This window comes from Parasphingorhabdus sp. (assembly GCF_039939955.1).
GTDB lineage: Bacteria > Pseudomonadota > Alphaproteobacteria > Sphingomonadales > Sphingomonadaceae > Parasphingorhabdus.
Genome location: NZ_JBDVHS010000002.1, coordinates 249,206 through 270,325, shown reverse-complemented (window position 1 = coordinate 270,325; position 21,120 = coordinate 249,206). Strand labels below are relative to the sequence as shown.

The 21,120-nt window shown below is 55.2% G+C and carries 15 protein-coding genes; 13 read left to right on the top strand and 2 right to left on the bottom strand.

Features of this window, described 5'->3' with window-relative positions; genetic code table 11:
• Window positions 1-10: 10 nt before the first annotated feature.
• The 5 genes from ABJG22_RS01575 to ABJG22_RS01555 all read left to right on the top strand — a co-directional run bounded on the left by ABJG22_RS01575 (window position 11) and on the right by ABJG22_RS01555 (window position 7,707).
• Window positions 11-1,246 (top strand): NupC/NupG family nucleoside CNT transporter, encoded by a 1,236-nt coding sequence (locus tag ABJG22_RS01575; RefSeq protein ID WP_348018480.1) that lies wholly within the window; start codon window positions 11-13, stop codon window positions 1,244-1,246.
• 44 nt (window positions 1,247-1,290) lie between these two features.
• Window positions 1,291-2,235, top strand: a complete 945-nt coding sequence (locus tag ABJG22_RS01570; RefSeq protein ID WP_348018479.1) for a 2-oxoglutarate and iron-dependent oxygenase domain-containing protein — start codon at window positions 1,291-1,293, stop codon at window positions 2,233-2,235.
• Window positions 2,232-2,852: a uridine kinase gene (gene udk, locus ABJG22_RS01565; protein WP_348018478.1), complete on the top strand. Its 621-nt coding sequence runs from the start codon at window positions 2,232-2,234 to the stop codon at window positions 2,850-2,852. Before ABJG22_RS01570 ends, udk begins: the two co-directional genes overlap by 4 nt.
• Window positions 2,853-3,083: 231 nt before the next feature.
• Window positions 3,084-6,566, top strand: a complete 3,483-nt coding sequence (locus ABJG22_RS01560; RefSeq protein ID WP_348018477.1) for a carboxypeptidase regulatory-like domain-containing protein — start codon at window positions 3,084-3,086, stop codon at window positions 6,564-6,566.
• Window positions 6,567-6,717: 151 nt separating this feature from the next.
• On the top strand, window positions 6,718-7,707 hold the full coding sequence (locus ABJG22_RS01555) for an NAD-dependent epimerase/dehydratase family protein (RefSeq protein ID WP_348018476.1): 990 nt from the start codon (window positions 6,718-6,720) through the stop codon (window positions 7,705-7,707).
• Window positions 7,708-7,719: 12 nt separating this feature from the next.
• Here the strand turns inward: ABJG22_RS01555 and ABJG22_RS01550 are convergent, their stop codons facing one another.
• Window positions 7,720-8,286, bottom strand: a complete 567-nt coding sequence (locus ABJG22_RS01550; RefSeq protein ID WP_348018475.1) for an NADPH-dependent FMN reductase — start codon at window positions 8,284-8,286, stop codon at window positions 7,720-7,722.
• Window positions 8,287-8,439: 153 nt separating this feature from the next.
• Between ABJG22_RS01550 and ABJG22_RS01545 the strand changes: the two genes are divergently transcribed.
• The 3 genes from ABJG22_RS01545 (at window position 8,440) to ABJG22_RS01535 (ending at window position 13,200) form a co-directional block, all read left to right on the top strand.
• Complete coding sequence (locus ABJG22_RS01545) at window positions 8,440-9,600, top strand: acyl-CoA dehydrogenase family protein (RefSeq protein WP_348018474.1); 1,161 nt, start codon at window positions 8,440-8,442, stop codon at window positions 9,598-9,600.
• Window positions 9,601-9,744: 144 nt separating this feature from the next.
• Window positions 9,745-10,959 carry an acetyl-CoA C-acetyltransferase gene (locus ABJG22_RS01540; protein ID WP_348018473.1) on the top strand — a complete coding sequence of 405 codons (1,215 nt, stop codon included), beginning with the start codon at window positions 9,745-9,747 and terminating at the stop codon, window positions 10,957-10,959.
• 51 nt (window positions 10,960-11,010) lie between these two features.
• Entirely contained in the window at window positions 11,011-13,200 is a 2,190-nt protein-coding gene (locus tag ABJG22_RS01535; protein WP_348018472.1) for a 3-hydroxyacyl-CoA dehydrogenase NAD-binding domain-containing protein, read from the top strand.
• A gap of 63 nt (window positions 13,201-13,263) precedes the next feature.
• On the opposite strand, the gene ABJG22_RS01530 is transcribed toward ABJG22_RS01535, so the two are convergent.
• Window positions 13,264-13,983 (bottom strand): helix-turn-helix domain-containing protein, encoded by a 720-nt coding sequence (locus tag ABJG22_RS01530; protein WP_348018471.1) that lies wholly within the window; start codon window positions 13,981-13,983, stop codon window positions 13,264-13,266.
• 121 nt (window positions 13,984-14,104) lie between these two features.
• Here ABJG22_RS01530 and ABJG22_RS01525 point away from each other — a divergent pair, with 121 nt between their 5' ends.
• The 5 genes from ABJG22_RS01525 (at window position 14,105) to ABJG22_RS01505 (ending at window position 21,033) form a co-directional block, all read left to right on the top strand.
• The gene (locus ABJG22_RS01525; RefSeq protein ID WP_348018470.1) at window positions 14,105-15,727 is read left to right on the top strand and encodes a carboxyl transferase domain-containing protein; all 1,623 of its coding nucleotides are present in this window, start codon (window positions 14,105-14,107) and stop codon (window positions 15,725-15,727) included.
• On the top strand, window positions 15,724-16,542 hold the full coding sequence (locus ABJG22_RS01520) for an enoyl-CoA hydratase-related protein (protein WP_348018469.1): 819 nt from the start codon (window positions 15,724-15,726) through the stop codon (window positions 16,540-16,542). The genes ABJG22_RS01525 and ABJG22_RS01520 overlap by 4 nt, the downstream gene beginning before the upstream one ends.
• Before the next feature lie 3 nt (window positions 16,543-16,545).
• Window positions 16,546-18,540 (top strand): acetyl-CoA carboxylase biotin carboxylase subunit, encoded by a 1,995-nt coding sequence (locus ABJG22_RS01515; protein WP_348018468.1) that lies wholly within the window; start codon window positions 16,546-16,548, stop codon window positions 18,538-18,540.
• An 87-nt stretch (window positions 18,541-18,627) separates the two neighbouring features.
• Window positions 18,628-19,782 (top strand): nitronate monooxygenase, encoded by a 1,155-nt coding sequence (locus ABJG22_RS01510; RefSeq protein ID WP_348018467.1) that lies wholly within the window; start codon window positions 18,628-18,630, stop codon window positions 19,780-19,782.
• An 87-nt stretch (window positions 19,783-19,869) separates the two neighbouring features.
• The gene (locus tag ABJG22_RS01505; RefSeq protein ID WP_348018466.1) at window positions 19,870-21,033 is read left to right on the top strand and encodes a CoA transferase; all 1,164 of its coding nucleotides are present in this window, start codon (window positions 19,870-19,872) and stop codon (window positions 21,031-21,033) included.
• The last annotated feature ends 87 nt before the right edge of the window (window positions 21,034-21,120 follow it).

The following is a 21,120-nucleotide window of genomic DNA, read 5'->3' as shown; positions in this document are numbered from 1 at the left end:
GAAGCGTCCTATGATACCGATTTTTACCAGCATTGCCGGCATGGCGTTGATCCTGTTGATTGCCTTTGCCCTGTCGACCGGACGACGAAATATCCGGTTCCGTGTCGTCGGTGCCGCCTTCGCCCTGCAGGCCGGAATTGCCGTCATCGTGCTTTATATTCCAGCCGGGAAAAGGATTATTCAGGCGATGGCGGACGGCGTCTCCAGCCTACTTGGCTATGCATCAGCCGGCACCAATTTTATCTTTGGTCCGCTCGCCGATCCGTCCATCGGCGGCAATAGTTTTGCGATCGCCGCGCTTCCCGTCATCATCTTCTTTTCGGCGCTGATTTCCATCCTCTATTATCTGAATATCATGCAGTTCATCATCAAATGGGTTGGCGGCGCTATCCAGAAAATCACCGGTATTTCCAAAGTCGAATCGCTCTGTGCTGCAGCCAATATTTTTGTCGGTCAGTCCGAATCACCACTGGTTATCCGTCCCTATCTCGCCCGCTTGACCCAATCGCAGCTATTCACCGTGATGAGCGTCGGCATGGCCGGGGTCGCAGGCACGATATTGGCCGCCTATGCCGCGATGGGCATCCGCATTGACTATCTGCTTGCCGCAGCCTTCATGTCCGCGCCTGGTGGCATATTGATGGCGAAGATCATCATGCCGGACAATCCCGATGATCCCGCCCCCGAAGAGCTACTTGTCGCCGTTGAATATGAAGATGAGAAGCCTGCCAATATCATCATGGCAGCAGCCATGGGCGCGCAAACCGGTGTTAAGCTGGCCGTAGCGGTCGGCGCAATGGTGCTCGCCTTTGTCGCTTTGGTTGCTCTAGCCAATGGCGTGCTAGGCGGCATTGGTGGATGGTTTGGTATGCCCGATCTGAGCTTCCAGCAAATCATCGGCTATATTTTCGCGCCGATCATGTTCCTGCTCGGCGTCCCTTGGGAAGAAGCGCTGAACGCAGGTGGTCTGTTCGGTACGAAAGTTGTCCTCAATGAATTTGTCGCCTTCATTGAGCTGGGCAAGATGCAGGCCGGCATTTCGCCGCTAACCAACGCCATTGTCATCTTCGCCCTGTGCGGTTTTGCCAATTTCAGCAGCATCGCCATCCAGCTAGCCGTCACAGGCGGTCTCGCGCCCAATCAACGGCCGGTCATCGCGAAGCTTGGCCTCCGCGCCTTGGCCGCAGGATCGCTGGCCAATCTGATGAGCGCGGCGCTTGCCGGTATCTTGCTTTCGCTCGGCTGAGTTATCCCGATTGACAAAAATGCCCGAGGGCGCATTTTAAGAGCATGAACCAAGACCAAGATACTCTCACCGCCGTTTCGCTCGCGATGGCGGACAAAGACAGCGATGTTTTTGCCGAACGAATCGGTCGCAGCTTTTCCGACTGGGGCTTTGCGATCGTTGCCGACCATGGCATCCCGGCGGAATTGATCGCGCGCGCCGAGGCCATGTCCCGCGCTTTTTTCGCGCTGCCCGAAGAGGTGAAGCGCGCCTATCATATAGCCGGCGGCGGCGGTGCCCGCGGCTACACACCCTTCGGTACAGAAAGCGCCAAGGATTCCGACATCCATGATCTCAAGGAATTCTGGCATATCGGCCGCGAACTGTCTGCCGGTCACCCGTTCGAATCCTATATGCCGCCCAATATCTGGCCCAAGGAACTCGACGGATTTCAACAAACCTATCTCGAAATGTTCGCCGCTTTCGACAAGGCCGGTGCGCGTATCTTGGAAGCCATTGCCCGGTTTTTGGGTCTCGCACCCGACTTTTTTGTCGACACGGTCCGCGATGGCAATTCGGTGATGCGGTTGATCCACTATCCCCCGGTGCCAGAGGATTCGCCAGCGGTCCGAGCCGCGGCGCATGAGGATATCAATACGATCACATTGCTAATCGGTGCCGAAGAGGCCGGCCTGGAATTGCTCGACAAAAATGGCAATTGGCGGCCGGTCAGCCCCAAGGTCGGCGAACTGGCAGTGAATATCGGGGACATGCTGCAACGGCTGACCAATAATCGCTTGCCCTCGACCACCCACCGCGTGGTCAATCCGGCCCCGGAACGGCGCGGTTTCTCGCGCTACTCCATGCCCTTCTTCCTGCATTTCCGGCCCGATTATTCCATCGAGACCTTGCCGAGCTGCGTCGATGACACCCATCCGGACCTCTATCCAGAGCCCATCACGGCACATGATTATCTGATGCAACGCCTGCGCGAAATCGGTCTAGCATGATTCCAAAAGCGGTCGGCATCGGCGGCGGCAGTTGTTCCGGAAAATCAACGCTAACCGAGAGAATCTTCGAACAGCTGGGGTCGAAGCAATGCGTGGTCCTGCCGCAGGATGACTATTTTTTTGGACTTGGCGATGCGCCCGAAGGCAAGGGTGGGCCTAATTTCGATCACCCGGATGCGGTCGACTTTGACCAACTATGCGCGCAGCTTTGCCAATTGAAAAACGGGCAAGCCATTGACCGGCCGCTTTACGATTTCCCAACCCATTTGCCGAAAACAGAGACCGAGCACACGGAGCCACGTCCGGTGATCGTGATCGATGGCATCTTGATACTGCAGCATCAACCGCTGCGCGACCTGTTGGATCTCAGCATATTCGTCGAATGCGATGCCGAAACACGCTTTGCCCGACGGCTGGAGCGCGACGTTCGCGAACGCGGGCGCACCGCACAATCGGTGCACGAACAATTCGCCAACCAAGTGGGGCCGATGCACGACCTCTATGTAGAGCCCTCAAAAGCCCATGCTGACATCGTGATAAATTCGCAACAGTCAAAACAGGCCCTAGAGAATGAATTTGAGATGATATTACAAAATATTCAATCTCTAATTCAATAGCTTATCTCGGATTTATTCACGTAAACCCATGTCAAATCCGGTATTTTTGCCCTGTTGGGTAAACTGTGGATAAAATTTATTTGCTGCATCGCAGCGAAAAGTCGTTGCGGTTGAGACAAAACTGTCATTTTTGAGGGCTAGGTGGTCCGGGCTTTGGTATGGCTGTGCAGGACGCACAATAGATCACCTGCCACGGTTTTTTATGCGGTTCATGAACGGGGAATTCATAACATGAGAATCAAATATCTTTTGGCTGCCAGCGTTGTCAGTCTTTCCACTGCTGGCCTGATGGCCACACCTGCTTCGGCACAACAGATTACATCGGGCGTTGAAGGTCAGGTAACCGACCAGAACGGGGCACCGCTACAGGGCGCAACCGTGGTTGTTCTCGACACACGTACCGGCCAAGAGCGGTCAAGCACCACAGACGGCAATGGACAGTTTCGAGCAGGATCTCTGGTTCCCGGCGGACCATATTCGGTCACCGTCACAGCAAGCGGCTTCGAAGGTCAAACCGTCGAAAACCAGTTCATCAACCTGCAGGGTAACCGAGATTTCACCTTTGAATTGGCGGCATCCAACGTTGATGATCAAATCATTGTTGTCACCGGTGGTCGCGCGAATGCAACCCAGCTTGCTGTTGGCCCGGGCCAGTCGTTCGGTACCGTAGAGCTCGAAAGCTTCCCTTCACTATCTCGTGACGTTCGCGACATCATTCGTCTCGATCCCCGCGTGAGCCTTGATCGCGCAAACGAAGTTGATCGGATCAGCTGTCTCGGCGGCAATGATCGTTCGAACACATTCACCGTCGACGGTATTGTACAGGCAGACACGTTCGGACTGAACGGCACGCCATTTGCAGCACGAAACGCACTTCCGCTACCTTATGATGCGATCCGTGAAACCTCGGTCGAATTTGCGCCGTTCGATGTTGAATATTCAGACTTTACCGGCTGTGCAGTGAACGTCGTCACCAAATCGGGCGAGAATCAGTTCCACGGCAGTGCCTTTTTCACCTATCGCGACTCAGGTCTGCGCGGCGATACAGTCGATGGAAGAACTTCTGACATCGATCCTTTTAACGAGAAACGTTGGGGTGCGACTCTTTCCGGCCCAATCATTCCAAACCGCCTGTTCTTCTTCGCCGGTTACGAAGAAACAGATCTTGGTGGTGCCAACGAATTTGGTCCAAATGGCGGCGGCTTCCCGAACGAAGCAAATTTCGTCACTCAAGCGCAATTTGACCAGTTCGCGAATATCGCAAACACGGTCTACGGTGTTGACGTAGGCGGCTACCCAACCACTCTCGCGCAATCCAGCGTTCGTTATTTTGGACGGCTCGATGCTTACATCACCGACGACCATCGATTGGAAGCGACCTATCAGCGGTTGGAAGAAACCAACGTTGAGTCGGACTTTGGCGGTCAGGAATTGACAGGCCTGAATAGCTTCGAAGATGAAGGCACGATTTCGGACTATTATTCGCTCCGTCTCTATTCCGACTGGACCGACAATGTCTCAACCGAATTGCGCCTTTCGCGTTCGGAAGTTGGCGATGTGCAAGGCCCTGTCGGCGGTGGCGAAGCCCAGTCTGACAATCCGATCGTACGACTATCCGTGGGCGTAGAGCCGGTTGCCGGTCAAACCACCCAAGCGGGAAGACTGTCAACCGGACCGGGCATCTTCCGTTCTGCCAACCAATTGGATCAGACCGTCGATCAAGCCAAGTTCCAGATGAACATTGGCGCGGGCGATCACCAGATCAAGCTGGGTGCCGAGTTGAACGATCTCAAAGTGTTCAACCTGTTCGCAATCAACGCAACAGGCACGATCTTCTTCCGCAACCTCACCGACTTTCAAAATGGCGTGGTCGCCAACGGCGGCTTTTCAAGCGTCTTTGGTAGCTCCGATGACCTTGTCGGCGGCGGATTGGGCGGTGCCACTATCGCAGCCACACCATCGGGTGATATAAACGAGGCCGCGGCTCAATTTGGGCGTCAAATCTATTCCTTCTATGCTCAAGACGAATGGCAGGCGACAGACCAACTGAATTTGACAGCTGGCCTTCGCGTTCAAATGTATAGTGGCGACGCACCGCGAGCGAACCCAAGCTTCCTGCAGCGGTTCGGCTTCACCAACGCCAACAGCTTCAGCAAACTCGACCCGGTCATCTTGCCGCGTTTGGCAGCAACCTATGATCTGAACAATGATGGGTTCTTCCACAACACCTCGGTAACCGGTGGTGTAGGCATGTTCTCGGGCGGTGATCCTGTCGTGTTCTTCTCCAACGCGTTTTCCAACAATGGCTTTTCTTCAGCCAATGGCGATACCTTCTCTGGAAATTGCGCTGGCCTGCTGGATGCCAATGGTAATTTCAATGTCTTGAACGGCGGCGCATTCACCGGTTTCCCAGACTGCGCGATTCAAGCCGCCTCCAATCGAGCTGCAGTAGGTGGTGCTGACACCCAATCCACTGACCCGGACCTTGATATTCCGACGGTCTTCCGCCTGAATCTTGGTGTGGACACCATGTTCGGAACCGACGGCGGATTTTTCTCAGACTGGAACATGAAGTTCGACTATATCTATTCACGCTTCATAGACCCGCTCAATTTTGTTGATCTTGTGCAGGTTCCAGACATCCGTACCAACAATGGCTTCACGGTCGATGGCCGTCCGATATATGCAGCAATTGACCCGTTGAATGCTGGATGTGACGCCCAATTGCAGGGTAACGGCGGCACCCCGCCAACATATAACGGCGTAACAGCTGCTTGTTTCGGAACCGGTCTGGATGACTTTATCCAGCTGACAAATGGCCGGTCCTATGACAGCCATGTTGCTTCCTTCGCCCTTTCCAAATATTTCGATCAGGGCGTTATCACCGATGGCGGCAGCGTTAGCGTGAACTTTGGTTATGCGTTTACGGATTCCAACAACTATCGTGATGTTGGTAGCTCGACCGCGACGTCAAACTTTGACGTAACGGCTGCGTTTGATCGGCAAAACCCGGCAACATCGACGTCGAATTTCGAGACACGGCATAGCCTGACCTTTGCGGTAAACTGGAAAGAACAGTTTATTGATGAATATGATACATCGCTTGGCCTCTTCTTCTCGGCCCGGTCCGGACGTCCGTTCAGCCTGACCTTTGATGGCGGTGGCGTATTTGCGGACGGTTCTTCGGGTACTGACAATGCGTTGCTCTATATTCCGACAGGTATCGACGATCCGAACCTATCGGTTCGCCCTGACGCAGCCTCACAGGCAGCGCAGGACGCAGCCGTGACATCGTTGCTGGGCTATTTGAACAATGGTGAACTTTCCAGCACCGACTCTGATGGCAATCCTCAGAATAACGTCTTTGGCAAATGTAAGTTTGCGGCTGGACAATCCATCAGCCGGAACAGCTGCCGGAACGACTGGGTATTCGACCTGGATATGCGCTTTAGCCAAGAAATCCCTGGCCCAGGACGTCTCTTCGGAGTCGACGACAAAATCGAGCTGTTCGCCGATTTCGACAATGTCCTGAACATGCTGGACAGTGGCTGGAATACTTTCAACCCAGTCAATAGTCTGGTCGACCTGGTAGATGGCGGAGTGGATGCTCAGGGCCGTTATATTATCACCGGTTTTAATCCAGACGATGATTATAATGTTGGCTTCTCGTCATCGATCTGGCGGATCCAACTTGGTGTGCGCTACGAATTCTAGTCACATCAAACCTGACAAAGAAACGGCGGTGCTGCAAAGCGCCGCCGTTTCTTTGTGTGCGGGTTACGTTATCCCGACAGGCGGCTTTCCCTTGTGAAATATTTACCAGTTCGTGCTAGAGGCTCGAAGATTGACAATGACGGAAGCCATCATGCCTGACACTGATATTTCGCCTATTCTGGTAACCGGAGCCGCCGGGTTCATCGGCCATGCTGTCTCGTCTCGACTGGTGGAGCGCGGAGAATCAGTGATCGGGATTGATAATCTCAACGATTATTACGACCCCGCGTTGAAGGCCGCACGGCTTGATAATCTCAACGCACTGGACGGCTTCCGCTTTGAGCAGATGGATGTCTCCGATGCCGATGGCGTCAAGACGCTCGTCCAAAGCCATGGCATCCAGCGCATCGTCCATCTCGCCGCACAGGCCGGCGTGCGCTACAGTATTGAGAATCCGTTCGCTTATCAGAAATCCAATCTGCAAGGCCATTTGTCTTTGCTCGAAGCGAGCCGCCATGCCGATGGTTTTCAACATCTCGTCTATGCATCGTCCAGCTCGGTCTATGGCGACAAGCCGATGGGCGGGGAGGGGTTTACCGAAGACGAGCCGGCAAATAATCCGGTCTCTCTCTACGCCGCCACCAAACGGTCCGGTGAGATGATGAGCCAGTCCTATGCAAAGCTCTATGGTTTCCCGATGACCGGCCTGCGATTCTTCACGGTCTACGGTCCCTGGGGCCGCCCGGACATGGCCTATTTCGGTTTCACCCAGAAGATTTTGGCCGGTGAACCGATCGAGGTTTATGGCGAAGGCAAGATGGCACGGGACTTTACCTATATAGACGATATCGTGGACGGTATCTTGGGCGCACTTGACCATCCGCCGGAGCGGCATGGTCATCGCATCCTCAATATCGGTGATAGCCGCCCGGTCGGCCTGATGGATATGATCAAGGCTCTGGAAGAGGCGCTCGGTGTCGAAGCGCAAAAAATCATGCGCCCGATGCAACCGGGAGATGTGACATCGACCTATGCAGATATATCCAAGCTCCAGGCGCTAACAGGATATGCGCCGAAGGTGATGCTGGAAGATGGGTTGCAGCGTTTCGTCAGCTGGTATCGGGACTTCTACGGCAATTAGCCGATTGAATGATCAGCGCGATTCAGCGCGAAGCATCACTTGCTGTGCCACCAGCTTCAGCTGTTCGTTGACACCATCGTCCGTACAAACGCCGTCACTGAACATGCCACCCGATGCATTGATTCCAACACCAAGCGGCGTCGGCCAGCCGCGAAGAGAATGCACGATCGAACGGAGCGCGGCCAGAGTGCTGCCGACCGCCTGCCAACCATATGCGGTGACGATGAGACCAATTGGCAAGCCATCGAGATAGATGCGATCATCGGACGATGTCTCTTCGATATAATCAATGGCATTTTTCACCAGGCCGGAGACGGTGCCATGATAGCCGGGACTGGATAATATCAAGCCATCGGCACGGCGCACCAGCGCGACCAGATCTTTGCCGGTCTGATTGAGTCCTGCCGGGTCTGAACGATAATGCGGCAACGCCATCAGGCGATCCGATCCGAACAGTTCAGTTTCCGCGCCAGCCGCAGCTGCAGCCTCGAGAGAAATGGATAGGGCGACTTCGGTTGATGATACGGGACTGGTTGTGCCGCCAAGACCGAGGATGAAAGGTTTCTTTGTCTGTTCCACCGGAACGCCATAACGATGGTTGGTGGGCAATTGCAACGGGCTTGTGCAGCCTATCTGTTTCTTAATTGACCGATTAAATTTGGCTCATTAAGACCGGCAATCATTAGCGGGCTTTGAGCACGCTTCTCCCTCCTCAGAACAAAGGACCATTTCATGCGCAAATTTACCGAAGAACAGCACATGTTTCGGGATGCTTATCGCCGTTTTCTTGCCGACGAAGTCGCGCCGCGCATGGATGAATTTCGCGAAGCCGGAATCGTCGACCGGGAGATATTCAGAAAGGCGGGCGAGCAGGGGTTCCTGATGATCTGGCCAGACGAAAAATATGGCGGCATGGGCGATAACGACTTCCGCTATGAACAGATTATCATCGAAGAGACCACCCGTGCGGGATGCGCCGAATGGTATAATACGCTGCACAGCCGCCTGGTCGGACCCTATTTGAAAAATATGGGCAATGAAGAACAGCGCGAACGGTTCCTGCCAAAATGCGTGACCGGTGAAACAATATTGGCCGTTGCAATGACAGAGCCCGGTGCTGGCAGCGATCTTTCCGGGATGAAAAGCACGGCAAAGGACATGGGCGACCATTGGCTCCTCAATGGTTCGAAAACCTACATCTCCAACGGCATCAACGCGGACGTCGTGATTGTCGCCGCCAAAATGGACGGTGTGGACGATAAACATGCCATGGTCTTGCTGATCCTGGAGCGCGGGATGGAAGGCTTTGAGCGCGGACAGAATCTCGAGAAAATTGGCCTGCATGCACAAGACACGGCCGAGCTATTTTTCAACAATGTCAAGATACCCAAAGAAAACACGCTGGGCACACCCGGGAAAGGCTTTATCCATTTGATGGAGGGCCTGGCCGAAGAACGCCTGATCGGAATGGTCGGCTATGGCGCATCCGCACGCCGGGCCTTTGATGTTACCCGGGAATTCGTCATGGAACGCGATGTTTTCGGTAAAAAGCTGTCAGATATGCAGAATACCCAGTTCAAAATGGCCGAAATGGACGCAAAAATTGACATGTTGCAAGTCTATATCGACCATTGTGTCGAGATCCACAATCAGGGCGGCCTCACCGCCAATATCGCTGCCAAAGGCAAGATGCTCGGCAGCGAAATTGAGTGGGAAATGGCGGACCTCGGACTGCAACTCCATGGCGGCGCCGGCTATATGAAAGAATATGAAATCAGCCGGATATTCACCGACGCCCGGATGAGCCGCATCTATGCCGGATCCAGCGAGATCATGCGCTATATCGTCGGCCGGGACGTGTTCAGCCAGAAATATCAATCAATCCTCGAATAGGATATAGTGGCGGCAAGTCAGCCCATTATCGAGTCGCCCATTGGCGCTAAGTTGACGTTTACGTAAACTGCTTGACTATGCTGCAGCGCAACATTAACTATGTGTGGAACATGTTTCCAAGTCTTCCAGTAAAAGGAACCTGATATGACCGAAGCCTTTATCTATGATGCGGTAAGAAGCCCGCGCGGCAAGGGCCGCAGCGACGGCAGCCTGCATGAAATCACCGCCCTCGACCTCGCATCGCAAGTGCTTGCATCGGTCAATGACCGCAACGGACTGGAAGGCCACGAGGTTGAAGATGTTGCCTTTGGTTGTGTCTCACCGGTCGGTGAGCAAGGCGCCGTCATAAGCCGTTCTGCGGTTTTGAAAGCGGGCTATGCGGAGACCACTTCCGCCATTCAGGTCAACCGTTTCTGCGGATCAGGACTGGAGGCCGTCAATCTGGCAGCTGCCAAGGTCAAGGCCGGCGAAACCGATCTCGCCGTGGGCGGCGGCATCGAATCCATGTCCCGCGTCCCGATGGGCAGCGACGGCATGGGTGGCATGGCCGACCCGACCCTGGTCTTTCAGGAATATTTCGTGCCGCAGGGCATTTCCGCCGATCTGATCGCCACCAAATATGGCTATAGCCGCGATGATGTCGACGCCTATGCCGTCGAAAGCCAGAAGCGCGCCGCCCAAGCCTGGGACGAGAAGCGTTTTGCAAAATCCATTCTCCCGATCCGCGATGTTATCGGCGAAGTGGTTCTGGACCATGATGAACTCATGCGGCCCGAAACCAACATGCAGTCGCTCGGCTCGCTCAACCCGGCCTTCATCGGCATGGGTGAACAAATGCCTGGCTTCAATGATGTCGCGATCCTCAAACATCCTGATGTCGAGAAAATGAATCATGTCCATCATGCGGGCAACAGCTCGGGCATCGTCGATGGTTCTGCGGCCGTATTGGTTGGCAATGAATCGGCTGGCGAAAAATACGGCCTGAAGCCGCGTGCGCGCATCGTGTCGATGGCAGCGATCGGCAGCGAGCCAACAATCATGCTGACCGGCCCTGAATTTGCCGCAAAGAAAGCGCTGGCCCGTGCCGGTATGACCGCAGATGATATTGATGTGTGGGAGCTTAACGAGGCTTTTGCAGCCGTCGTCCTACGCTTCATGGAAGCCATGAACGTCGATCATAGCGATATGAACGTCAACGGCGGCGCTATCGCAATGGGTCACCCCCTCGGTGCAACCGGCGCGATGATCCTAGGCACGGTGCTTGACGAGCTGGAACGCTCGAACAAGACCACCGCTTTGTCGACGCTTTGCATCGGCGGCGGCATGGGCATTGCCACCATCATTGAGCGTGTGAACTAGGCGCATCGACGCGTTCACCGAAAAAACAAGATATCCAGCAGGACAGATAATATGACCTACGAAACATTCACCGTCGATATCGATAGCGATGGCATTGCACTCGTCACCATCGACGTTCCCGGCGCATCCATGAACGTATGGAACGAAGCGCTCATTGCCGACTTCAAAGCCTTTGTTCCCGAACTGAACAGCAACGACGCCATCAAAGGCGCGGTTATCACCTCCGGCAAAAAATCCGGTTTTCTCGCCGGTGCAGACCTCAATATGCTGGGCGGATCCAAGGCGGCTAGCATGGCCGAGGCCTTTGAAAGCGCTTGGGAATTAAACGGCATGCTCCGGATGATGGAAACCGGCGGCCATACGGCGAAAGAACTGCTCAAAGGTACCGCGCACGCGAAACCCGTTGCATGCGCCCTCAACGGCTTGGCCCTTGGCGGCGGTCTGGAACTCGCTTTGGCCTGCCACTATCGCGTTTGTGCCGACGATCCGAAAATCCAACTCGGCCTTCCCGAAGTCCAAGTCGGTTTGCTGCCTGGCGGCGGCGGAACACAGCGCTTGCCACGTCTTTCGGGACTGCAAGCCGCTGGCATGATGATCATGACCGGTGCTCCAGCAAACCCGCAGGCTGCTAAAGCACAAGGCTTTATCGATGAAGTCGTTCCTGCGGATGAAGTCATCGCCAAGGCAAAAGAATGGGTCAAAGCCAATCCCAAAGCTGCTGCGCCTTGGGACAAAAGGGGTTATAAATTCCCGGGTGGCGCTGGTTCCATGGATCCCCGCGCTGTGCCGCTTTACATGGGTTCTTCCGCAATTGCGCTGAAGCAGAGCAAGGGCAATTTCGAAGCCGTCAAAGCGATCCTGTCTTGCCTCTATGAAGGCTCGATGCTCCCTATGGACACCGCCTTGCGCGTCGAAAGCAAATATTTCACCAAGCTGCTCTCCGGCCCACAAGCCAAGAATATGATCCGCACCTTGTTCATCAACAAGCAGGCAGCGGAAAAAGGCGCGGCCCGTCCGAAAGACGTGCCGGCAACCGACCTCAAGACCGTTGGCGTTCTTGGTGCCGGCCTGATGGGTTCCGGCATCACCCATGTTACCGCCAAAGGCGGCATGAATGTCGTCGTACTGGATCGCAGCATGGAAGAAGCCCAGAAAGCGATCGCCTATAGCCAGAAGATCGTCGACAAAGGCGTGAAGCGCGGCAAGATGACTCAAGAAAAGGCTGATGCCTTCATGGCGCGGATCAAACCGACGGACAATTATGACGATCTCAAAGATGTTGATCTGATCATCGAAGCCGTTTTCGAACGTCCGGACATCAAAGCCGACGTCATCAAGAAAACCGAAGCGGTTATCGGCAAGGATGTCATCTTTGCGTCCAACACGTCGACGTTACCGATCACGGGCCTCGCCAAGAATAGCGATCGGCCGGATCAATTCATCGGGATGCATTTCTTCTCCCCCGTTGAAAAAATGCCATTGCTGGAAATCATTCCAGGCGCTGAAACCGGCGACAAGGCCTTGGCCGTAGCACTCGACTATAATGCCAAGATCCGCAAGACGCCAATTGTCGTCAAAGATGTTCGCGGATTCTACACCAACCGCGTGTTCCCGCCTTATGCCAATGAGGCGATGCTGATGGTTGCCGAGGGCGTTAAGCCAGCACTGATCGAAAATGCCGCAGTGGCCATGGGCATGCCCATCGGTCCATTGGCCATTGTCGACGAGACCACGTTGCAGCTGGGCTATGACATCATGACTTCAACCAAGGAAGAAATGGGCGATGCCTATGTTCCGAGCGGCACCGAAGACCTGATGGAATTGATGGTCAAAACAGTCGATCGTCGCGGACGCCGCTTTGGTGGTGGTTTCTATGAATATAGTGACGATGGGTCGAAGAAATTATGGCCCGGCCTTAGCGAGCATTTCCCGTTGGCCGAGGAACAACCGGATGTGGAAGAAGTCAAACAGCGGCTGATGTACATCCAGTTGATCGCAACCGCACAATGCTATCATGAGGAAGTTATCTCTGATCCGCAATCGGCTGATCTCGGCGCGATCTTCGGTTGGGGTTTTGCACCATGGACCGGCGGCCCGATGAGCCATATCGACACGATCGGCGTCGACAATTTTGTCCGCACGGCCGACAATATGGCGCAGAAATATGGCGAACGCTTCAAGCCCCCCATGAGTTTCCGCGAAAAAGCCGATGCAGGCGAGAGCTTCTACAAAGCGGCCTAAACCAAATTACAATAAGACTAGAAAGAGCTCCTTCGGGGGCTCTTTTTTTGCCTGTCAGCAAATCTATTTTGTCAGCTTATCGAGTTTTTCGGACAGCTGTTCCAGCTGCGACGAAAGCTGAGCCAAAGACACGTCGCCAACCGCCGTTGGCTCGCGGTCCATTCCATAGTGCGCGCGAAACAGAGCGACCATTTGATCCACAACAGGCCCTTGTTCACGGACCCGGTGGTCTGAGCCCATGGTCATTTCAATGGACCGGCCGCTATATTCCAGACTGCCGTAAAACACGTCCCGTGCTTGCCACAATATGGCATCCCGCTTCAATTCATCGCGATCCTGGCCGCGCCGGAACAGCTGATCAAAGACGGCAACATATTGGCGCAAATGATCGCGTGAGACACCCACTTCACTATTGTTGCGGCGCAAAGCGAAACTGAGGTTGATGAAATCTGCGTTCACAATCACCGTGTTCAAATGATATTGAGCCAGAGCATGCAAACGGTCGAAAAAACCTTCGGCCTTGGTTGACGCCATGACTGCCTCGGCCTCCAAGGTCAGACCGTCCCAGAATTGCTGCAGCACTGCCAACATCAATTCGGCTTTAGATTCATAATAGCTGTAGATAGTTCCTTCGCCGATATGGGCCTGGCGGGCGATCTCAGACATGCGCGCGCCATCAAAGCCATGTTCAATAAAGACGCGGCGTGCTGCATCAAGAATCGCACCTTCTTTGCGTTCCAGCTTGACGCGCTGAGTCTCTGGAATGTCCGCCTTAGTCGCCAAAATCTGTCCTTTATTGAGCTTGACTCGAAAATACCGAATGCTATTCAAATAGCCATAGGAGACTCAACGTGTCAAATAACCAATGTTCGACCATGCTATTTCCCGCAAAGGCGTCCTAGAAATGCCCCAGTTTAAATCGAAAATTGCCACCAGTTCGGAGGGCTTTGCCCAGAACCGCAAGGACATGCTGACACTGATCGATCATCTCCGCGATCTCGAAAAACGCGCCGTCGATGCATCGGAAAAACGGCGGCCCACCTTTGAAAAGCGTGGCCAGCTGACCCCGCATGAACGACTAAAACGCCTGCTTGATCCGGGCATGCCATGGCTACAGCTATACAATATGGCCAATTATATGGTCGAGGATAGCAATCCCGACACCAGTATTCCGGGTGGTAGTGTGATTCTGGGCATTGGTTTTGTCAAAGGCGTCCGCTGCATGGTCTGGGTCGATGACAGTGGCATTCGGGCCGGTGCGGCAACCACCGGTGGTTGGGATGCCAGCAAAGGCGCGCAGAAGATCGCGCAGGACCTCAAGCTTCCGTTCATCCATCTGGTCGAAAGCGCTGGCGCGAACCTGATGGAATATAAGGTCGAGCTTTGGGCGCACGGCGGTATGCTGTTCCGCAATCTTGCATGGCTGAGCGCTGCAGGCGTTCCGACAATGGTTGTATTGCACGGGCCGTCGACTGCAGGCGGCGCCTATATGCCGGGCATGTCCGACTATGTCATTGGCATCCGCAACAATGGCATGGCAGCCTTGGGGGGTGCGGCCCTTGTCCATGCGGCTACCGGAGAGGTTGCGGATGACCGCGAACTCGGCGGCACAGAAATGCATGCTTCGACCACCGGCAGCGTCGAATATCTCGCCGATGACGATGCCCATGGCATTGCCATTGCGCGCGAAACCATGGGGCGTCTGGATTGGAACAAGAATACCACGCCGATCCGCCGCAATGATTACGAAGAGCCCATCTATGACATCGACGAGATCGCCGGTGTGGTTCCGACCGACTATACCATTCCCTATGATGTCCGGGAGGTCGCGGCGCGGATTGTCGACGGATCCGATTTCGAAGAATTCAAACCACGCTATGGACCGGGCACGGTCTGCATGCAGGCCAGCATCATGGGCCACGCGGTCGGCCTGATCGGGAACAACGGCCCGTTCGATCCCGAAGCGGCGGCAAAGGCCACTCATTTCTTCCAGCTGTGTGACCAGTCCGAACTGCCGATCATCTTCCTCAACAATACCACCGGCTATATTGTCGGAACCGAGTCCGAACATAAGGGCATGATCAAATTGGGCAGCAAGATGATCCAGGCGGTATCCAATGTCCGGGTTCCCAAATTGTCGCTCTATATCGGCGCAAGCTTTGGCGCCGGGAATTACGGTATGAGCGGTGTCGCCTTCGAACCCGACTTTCTGTTCAGTTGGCCCAATGCCAAAACTGGTGTGATGGCTGGCGCGTCGGCTGCCAATACGATGAGCCATGTCGCCCGGGTGCAGGCCAAGCGCAAAGGCGTTGAACCCGATGAAGAAGCGATCGCAAAACAAGAACAGCGCATCAAGGATATTTTCGAGGCACAGGAAAGCGCCTTCTTCACCTCCGGTCGATGCCTCGACAATGGCGTGATCGATCCCCGCGATAGCCGCAAGGTACTCGGCTTTGCGCTGGAAACGATATTCGAAGCGCAAAACCGGACGCTTCACCCCAACGCCTTTGGAGTGGCACGGATATGACCGGTCTCCCCAAAACCGAAACGCTCGAACTAGCGCTCAAGCAGGGCTGGCTCACCATCTGGTTCAACCAGCCGGAAAACCGAAACGCGCTGAGCGATGCCTTGGTGGCAGAACTCGCCAGCGTCCTCAAAAGCGTGCGCGATGACCGCACCGTCCGTGGAATCACCATGCGCGGCCGCGGCGGCGTATTCTGCGCCGGCGCAGATCTGAAAAATTTCAAAGAGAATTTCCAGCAAAGCGGCGACCGCGCGGCGATCATCAATATGTCGAGCAGCGCAGCAGAGATTTTCGACCTTGTGAACAGTGCGCCGCAAGTTGTGATCGTGCTGATCGAGGGCGCGGCCATGGCGGGAGGCTTTGGTCTGTCCTGCTGTGCAGACGTCGTGATCTGCGAAAGCGGCGCGCGCTTTGCAATGACCGAAACCGCCATCGGCGTGACACCAGCGCAAATTTCCCCCTTTGTGATTCAAAAGCTGGGCTATGCCACCGGCCGCCGGTTGATGCTGACCGCTGCCCGCTTTGACGGCACAGAGGCTCATGATCTCGGTTTTGCGGATTTTATCGCCGATGATGCAGCGGGCCTCGAGGCAATTGAAATGCAACTGCGCAAACAGGTTTTGGGGGCAGCTCCCGGCGCCGTCGCTGCAACCAAGGAACTGCTCGGGCAGATTGCTGGCCAGCCGCGTGAACAAGTCATTCGTCTGGCGGCTGAGAATTTCGCTGATCGGATGGTCAGTGATGAAGCCAAGGAAGGCGTTGCCAGCTTTTTCGAAAAGCGCAAACCCAATTGGGTGGTGAAGCCGGAACAGGAATAGAAAATGACCAGAATCAACACTCTCCTTGTCGCCAACCGTGGCGAAATCGCTTGCCGGATAATGCACACCGCCAAGGCGCAGGGCATGCGCACGGTCGCCGTCTATTCTGACGCCGATGCCGAGGCTCCGCATGTCAAAATGGCAGATGATTCCGTTCGAATCGGCCCAGCGCCGGTGAATGAATCCTACCTGCTGGTCGACACTATCATCCAAGCAGCAAAAGGCACCGGCGCCGACGCCATTCACCCTGGCTATGGGTTCCTCTCGGAAAATGCCGCTTTTTCCAAAGCCTGTGCAGAAGCCAATATTATCTTCGTCGGACCACCGGAAAAAGCCATCGACGTGATGGGCGACAAAGCCCGTTCAAAACGCGCGATGATCGCGGCGGATGTGCCTTGCGTGCCCGGCTATCAGGGCGATGATCAATCCGATGACATATTGATCGCTGAAGCGGGCAAGATTGGCATCCCCTTAATGGTCAAGGCCGCAGCTGGCGGCGGTGGCCGCGGGATGCGACTGGTCCATGATTTGGACGACATCGCCAATGCGATCAAACTCGCACGGTCGGAGGCGGAAAATGCCTTTGGCAATGGCGAGCTGATCCTGGAAAAAGCGATTATCAAGCCACGCCATGTCGAAATCCAAGTGTTTGCCGATAGCCACGGCAATACCATCCATCTCGGCGAGCGCGATTGTTCGGTCCAGCGGCGACACCAGAAAGTGATCGAAGAAGCACCCTGCCCCGTCATGACGCCAGATCTGCGCGAGCAAATGGGCGCTGCCGCGGTAGATGCGGCCAAGGCGGTTGATTATATCGGCGCCGGCACCGTTGAATTTCTGCTCGACCAGTCTGGTTCTTTCTATTTTCTGGAGATGAACACACGACTGCAAGTTGAACACCCGGTCACAGAGGAAATCACCGGTCTCGACCTGGTCGCGCTGCAACTCAAAGTTGCGTCAGGCGACTTATTGGGCCTCGAGCAGCAGGATATCACGCTCAACGGTCATGCGATGGAAGTCCGGCTCTATGCCGAAGATCCAGCCGATGATTTTCTGCCCAGTACCGGGCCGGTGCATTTGTGGAAGCCATCCGGTCTGTCACGGGTCGATAGCGGCATTGCAACCGGCGGCGAAGTCTCTCCTTTTTACGATTCGATGGTCGCCAAGATCATCACCCACGGCACCACGCGGGACGAAGCCCGGCGGCGGATGATCAAGGCCCTGTCTGAAACCGCCTTATTCGGTCCAAAAACCAACCGCGATTTCCTGATCGATGCGCTCGACAAGCCCGATTTTGTAAAAGGCGAAGCGACTACTGCTTTCATCGCTGAAAATTACGGTGACGATGGCGTTGATCTGGGGGCACATGATTTTGCATCCTATGCCATCGCCGCGGTGATCCATCACAAGCTGCGGCAGCAAGCAGCGCACAAGCTGGCGCTCAACGTCAATGCAGAAATGCTCGATTGGTCGAACACCGGCACATTGGAGACCGTAACACAATATACCGAGGGCGAGGATGCCCAAACCATCCATGTCCATGTTGACAAGCCCGGCCATTACCGGGTCAACGCTGGCGAAGAGACAGCCGACATAAGGTTATTTGATATAGATGCCGACCAAGTAAAACTGCGTGTCGATGGCCGTACGGTTGAAGCCACTTATTATGCGGATCATCGCACCCTCTATCTGGCGCTACCCAGCCGCTCCCTAACGGTTACCGACCTGACGGGACTCAGCGCTATGGAAGATGCCGGTGGTGGCGGGACAGTGGTTGCTCCGATGCACGGGCTGTTGCTCGAGATATTGGTCGAAACCGGGCAGCAGGTTGCCAAGGGTGACAAGCTGGCCGTTCTCGAAGCAATGAAGATGCAGCATGAAATACTGGCTGAGATCGATGGAACGGTCGAAACCATCGCCGCCACGGCAGGCCAACAGATTGCGGCCGACGATCTGATCCTGGAAATTATTGCCGATGAGGAAAACGAAGAGTCATGATCACTACCGTTCGCCCTGAGCCTGTCGAAGGGCACGGGCCACACACAGTCATGCTTCGACAAGCTCAGCACGAACGGAGTTGCACCTATGAACAATAAAATCTGCGATATGCTCGGAATAGAATTTCCGCTGCTTGCTTTCTCTCATTGCCGCGATGTCGTGGCAGCGGTCTCAAGAGCCGGAGGCATGGGTATATTCGGCGGCGTCAATTGCTCGCCAGAAACGCTGGAAGAGGAGCTCAGTTGGATCGACGACCATGTCGACGGCAAGCCTTATGGCCTGGATATTATCGTGCCCAACAAAGTCGAGGGAAAAGGCGAACAACCCGATCACGACGCCGTGCTCGCCTCCATTCCGGGAGAACTTAAACAGTTTACCAATGACATAATGCAGAGTCATGGCGTCGATACCGGGCGTATCGCCGAAGACATTGAAGACGTCCGCCGTGAACAGGTCGCATTCACCGATAATTTGCGCGGCGGCACGGCAGATGCCATTTTGGACGTGGCATTCCGGCATCCCATCGGGCTGGTCGCCAATGCGCTTGGCGTGCCACCACCGGTGATGCTGGAAATGGGCCGGAAACATAATGTTCCGGTTGCCGCACTGGTCGGCGCGAAAGAACATGCCATGTCTCAGGTCGCTGCCGGGGTCGATATCATTGTCGCGGTCGGCGGTGAAGCCGGTGGACATACCGGCGAAATATCCACTTTGGTCCTGATCCCCGAAATCTGCAACGCGCTGGCCGCAATCGGCGATGAAACGCCCGTGCTCGCAGCAGGCGGCATTGCCACCGGCACCCAAATGGCCGCAACCATGGCGATGGGTGCCAGCGGAGCCTGGTGCGGCTCAGTCTGGCTGACCACGGCCGAGGCAGAAACCAATCCGGTGGTGAAAGAAAAAATGCTCTCCGCATCCTCTCGGGACACGGTGCGGGCGCGTTCGCGCACAGGCAAGCCATCGCGGCAATTGCGCTCGCCCTGGACTGATGCGTGGGAAGCCGAGGATGCGCCATCAGCGCTACCCATGCCACTACAGTCGCTCGTCGCAGAGCCGCCGCTACGGGTGATTGACAAGCTTAGCCAAGGTGACAATCAGGGCGCCAAAGATCTCGCAACCTATTGGGTCGGACAAGGGGTTGGCCTGATGAACGAGCAAATGACCGCAGGACAAGTGGTCCAAGGCTTCAAGGAAGATTTCATCACCGCTTATGAAAGGCTCGCGACCAACCTAGGGGAGTGACCCCTATCCATCCTGAGCTTGTCGAAGGATATATTGCGCCATATGCTCCAGCTTGCTCATCGACACGGAGCGAGGATTGGGGATCGCATGACAGAAGCAACACTGACGCAGCCTTTGGCCGGAATCAAGGTCGTCGAATTTTCCACGATGATTACCGCTTCGCTGGCAAGCATGATGTTTGCCCAGCAAGGGGCTGATGTCATCAAGGTAGAGCCGCCGGGCATTGGCGATCCCATGCGGTGGTTGGGTAGTCAGAAAGCCGGTATCTCCGGCCTGTTCCACAATTGCAATCGCGCCAAGCGATCCATTACCCTTGACCTTAAAACAGCAGAAGACGTGGCCCATGCCCGTCAGCTCTGTCTGTCGGCTAATGTCGTGATTCACAATTTCCGGCCCGGGGTCATGGATCGTCTGGGACTAGGCAGCGAAGCTCTGCGCAAAGAAAAACCCGAGCTTATCTACTGCGCCATTACCGGCTTTGGGCACGAAGGGCCGCTTTCGGGTCGCCCGGCCTATGATCATGTGATGCAAGCCATGGCCGGTTTGATGACTCTGCAAGGCAGTCCCGATGGCTTTGCTTATGTCAAAACCCTGATCTGCGACAAGATTACCGCTTACACCGCCGCACAGGCGATCACCGCAGCCTTGTTTGCGCGCGAGCGCATTGGCAGCGGCCAGCATATTGATCTCTCGATGCTCGAAAGCTGTGTTGCTTTCCTATGGCCCGATGGCGGAATGCATCTTACCCTGAAGGGAGAGGATGTTACCCATGGCGCACCCTTCTCCGACTATTATCAGCTTCCTTTGCGGTCGACCGACGGTGCCATTGCCTATGCTGCAATGACCGATGCCCATTGGGATGCCGTGTTCGATATCGTGGGCCGCGGCGATCTGAAGACCGAAAAGAAATATAAGGGCTTAGCCAATCGCAGCATCCATATGGCGGAACTGGCCTCCATCATCGCCAGTCAAAAGCCCGATCTAACCAGCGCCGAAATGGTCGCCGGTCTCGCCAAACATGATGTACCCGCTGCCGCCTGTCTGGCACTGGAAGATCTGCCCGACCATCAACAGGCGCTAGCAATAGAGATATTTGAACAGGCTGAACATCCGCTTCTGGGGCCAATTCAAAATGTCTCGCCGCCCGCTCGTTTCGACGGCCGCAAAATGGTACATGGCGGCCCTAGTCCGGCACTGGGCGAACATAGCGAAGCCATACTCGCAGAGCTGCGCGCCGACCCGCAACCATAGAATAGTCTATCAAATTTTCGCGTCGCGATCCGGTTGCGTAAGTCTGCAATCCGGCTATTCTCCAAAGAAAAATTATGGAGAGAGTCG